This window comes from Pseudomonas sp. AGC41, from assembly GCF_057334555.1.
Genome location: NZ_JBHFJB010000035.1, coordinates 26,364 through 30,035, shown reverse-complemented (window position 1 = coordinate 30,035; position 3,672 = coordinate 26,364). Strand labels below are relative to the sequence as shown.

The window sequence follows — 3,672 nt, the reverse complement described above, 5'->3', positions numbered from 1 at the left end:
CTTCATCGACTGACGCTCCGCTTTCGCGAGCAGGCTCGCTCCCACAGGATGACCGCTTCAGCCCCTCACCCAGCGCTCCCGCCGGCTCAGTTCAGGCTTCTTTTCAAACACCTTCCGCGGCAACAGCCACCATGCCAGGGCCGGCAGCAGGATCAGCGCGCCAAGCATGTTCACCAGGAACATGAAGGCCAGCAAAATCCCCATGTCGGCCTGGAACTTGATCGGCGAAAAAGCCCAGGTCGACACCGCCACCGCCAATGTCATGCCTGTCAGCAACACTACCTTGCCGGTGAATAACAGCGCCTGGTAATACGCCTGGGCCAGGGTGTCGCCGGCACGCATGCGCGCCAGGATCACGCTGAGCACATAGAGCGCGTAATCGACGCCGATGCCCACGCCCAGCGCGATGACCGGCAGCGTCGCGACTTTCACGCCCATGCCCAGCCCCACCATCAGCGCCTCGCACAGAATCGAGGTGAGCATCAGCGGCAGCATCGCGCAAAGGGTGGCGCGCCAACTGCGGAAGGTCAGCAGGCATAACAGGCTGACCGCGCCGTAGACCCAGAAGAGCATCTCGCGCATGGATTTCTTCACGACGATATTGGTCGCCGCTTCGATCCCCGCACTGCCGGCCGCCAGCATGAACTTGACCTCTGGCAACTGATGCGCGGCGATGAACTGCTCGCTGGCCTCCACCACGCGGTTCAAGGTGTCAGCCTTGTGATCGGCCAGGTAGACGTACAGCGACAGCATCGAGCAGCCCTGGTTGAACAGCTCTCGCGGCGCGCGGGTTTGCACGGCGCCCAGCGCGCCGTCGTTGGGGATCAGTTCATACCATTTGAAATTGCCCTCGTTATACCCGGCCGTGGCGATCTTGCTCAGTGCCGCCATCGAGGTGGTCGATTCCACGCCGGGCAATTGCTCGAGTTGCCAGGCCAGCGCGTCGACCGCGGACAGGCTGGCGTAACGGGTGCATTGATCCTCCGGAGTCTTGATCATGACCACGAAGATGTCCGAGCTGGCCGCATAGTTTTGCGTCATGAACAGCGCATCGAGGTTGTAGCGCGAGTCGGCACGCAGTTCCGGAGCGCCGGGGTCCAGGTCGCCGATCTTCAGGTGCAGGCTCACGGCAAAACCAGACGCGGCCAACAGCAAGCCGGCCAGCATGGCGCCAATGGCCCAGCGCCGCTGGGTGAACAGATCGAGCACGCGCCACAGCGGATGTTTGATCTGCGCTTGCTGCTCGGTGGTTTCCGCACTCAGGCTGCGTTGCGCCGCTGCCGGGCTGACGCCGATGTAGCTGAGCAGGATCGGCAAGAGGATCAGGTTGGTGAAGATCAGCACCGCCACCCCGAGGCTGGCGGTGACCGCCAGGTCCTGGATCACCCGGATGCTGATCAGCAGCAACGCCGCAAAGCCCACCGCATCACAGAGCAAGGCGGTGATGCCGGCGGCGAACAGCCGGCGGAAGGTATAGCGCGCGGCAACCACCCGGTGGGTGCCCCGGCCGATGTCCTGCATGATGCCGTTCATCTTCTGCGCGCCGTGGCTCATGCCGATGGCGAACACCAGGAACGGCACCAGTGCCGAGTAGGGGTCCAGCTCGTAACCGAGCAGTGCCAGCAGCCCCAGTTGCCAAAGCACGGCGGCCAGCGAACAGGTCACCACCACCAGGGTGCTGCGCGCACAACGGGTGTAGCCGAACAGCACCATCACCGTGACTAGTACCGCCACCACGAAAAACAGCAGGACCTGGGTCATTCCCTCGATCAGGTCGCCGACGATCTTGGTAAAGCCGGTGATATGGATTCGCAAGTCGTCGGTCTGGTACTTGTCTCGCAACGCTTCCAGTTGCCGGGAAAACTCACCGTAATCGAGGGCCTTGCCCGTCTGTGGGTTGATCTCCAGCAGCGGCACGAAGATCACACTGGACTTGTAGTTGCCGGCGATCAACTGGCCGACTTCACCGGAACGGCCGACGTTGGTGCGCACCTGTTCGATGCTGCTGGCCGAGCCATCGTAGTCGTCAGGGATCACCGTGCCGCCATCGAGCCCCTCCTCCGTCACGGCGGTCCAGCGCGTGGTCGGGGTCCATAACGATTTCATGTAGGGGCGGTCGACGCCCGGTAGCAGATAGAGCTCGTCATTGAGCCTGGCCAGAGTATCGAGATAGTCCTTGGTAAAAATGCTGCCTTGCCTGACCTCCACGGCGATACGCAGCGAATTGCCCAGGCCACTCAACTCACTGCGATTCTCGAGGAAGTTGGCGACGTAGGGATGCCCGGTGGGAATGGTCTTCTCGTAACTGGCATTGATACCGATGCGCGTGGCTTGCCAGCCCAGCACCAGGGTCACCAGCAGGCACAGCAGGATTACCAGCGGGCGATGGTTGAAAATCGCCCGCTCGGCGAAATTGCCCGACGCCCGGTCGAAGTCTTCCTGGCGGCCGATCACGGTTTGGATTCTGTCGTCTTTCAAGTTTGACTCCTGTTGCACGAGCCGTGGCTCGATAGCGCTACACCGGGAAGTTTCAAGGTTTACTGGAGCCTCGCGGATCCTGGTCGGCGGCCACGCCGCTCAAACCGACGCTGGCGAGGCTGCCATCGACCGCCTGTTGCACGGCGGCAACCGTGCCACCGCTGCGGCTCTGACGCTTGTCAAAGCTGCGGCCCTGGTCATGGCTGAATAAAAATTCACCGCCCTGGCTGGCCAACAACAGGCTGCCGTCGCGCAGCTCAAGCGCTGCCGCCAGCGTTGACTCGGTAGCGGTCTCAAGGCGTCGCCAACTGTTGCCTCGATCGTCCGACCACCAGGCATTGCCACGCAGACCGTAGGCAATCAAGGCCCCGTCGCGGGTGCCGAGCAGGCCGAAAAAACTGCCTTCATACGGTGATTTCAAGGCGTGGAACGACTGCCCGCCATCGCTCGAACGCAACAGCAGGCCGCGCTCTCCCGCCAGCAGCAGGTCCTTGCCCACGCCGCGGACGCCATACAGGTTCAAGCCCTGCGGGTTGTCGACATGACGCATCCACGGCTGCCAGCTACGCCCGCCGTCGTCGGTGCGGTAGATCTGGTTGTAGGCCCCCACGACGTAGCCGTGCAGTCGATCAATGAAGTACAGGTCAAGGAACGGTTTATCCGGCCCGTCGGCGAGCATATGCCGAGCCTGCGTCAACTGGCTGGCACCGCCGGGCTGATCGGCATCGCGCTCTGCAACCTGCATCGCCAGGGCGATCGCACGCTCGCCGTCGAGTTGCTTTTCCCAGGTTTCGCCGCCGTCCCGGCTGTGCAGTACCACGCCCAGATGACCGACCGCCCAGCCCTGTTCGGCATCGACAAACTGCACCGCCGTCAGGCTGACGCTGACCGGCACCTTGGCCTGGCGCCAATTCATTCCGGCATCGTCGGAAAGCAACACGATGCCGCGCTCACCGACCGCCACCAGGCGCTCACCGGCCCGGGCCAGCCCGAGCAATACCGCGCGCGGCGCCTTGGCCGTTGGCAGGGCCGGTTGCTGCAGTACGGCCAATGTCGTGGCCTGCGCGACCCAAGGCACGCTCGCCCACAGGCAGCACACCAGGGCACCAACTGCCCATAGCGGACCGCGGTTCGCGAAGATTTTTTCAACGTTCATATCATCATCCCGCCTGGAAAATCGTCTGCGGCCGCCCC

General features: G+C 63.2%; 2 protein-coding genes. Both read right to left on the bottom strand.

Annotation, left to right across the window (positions count from 1 at the left end):
• Positions 1–57 precede the first annotated feature (57 nt).
• Positions 58–2,478, bottom strand: a complete 2,421-nt coding sequence (locus ACE04F_RS06535; RefSeq protein ID WP_486105503.1) for an efflux RND transporter permease subunit — start codon at positions 2,476–2,478, stop codon at positions 58–60.
• A gap of 52 nt (positions 2,479–2,530) precedes the next feature.
• Positions 2,531–3,634, bottom strand: a complete 1,104-nt coding sequence (locus tag ACE04F_RS06530) for a WD40/YVTN/BNR-like repeat-containing protein (protein WP_486105502.1) — start codon at positions 3,632–3,634, stop codon at positions 2,531–2,533.
• Positions 3,635–3,672: the final 38 nt, after the last annotated feature.

Bases quoted from the DNA above. Each gene is read 5' to 3' on its own strand.
- ACE04F_RS06530 (WP_486105502.1), bottom strand. From the start codon at position 3,634: ATGAACGTTGAAAAAATCTTCGCGAACCGCGGTCCGCTATGGGCAGTT.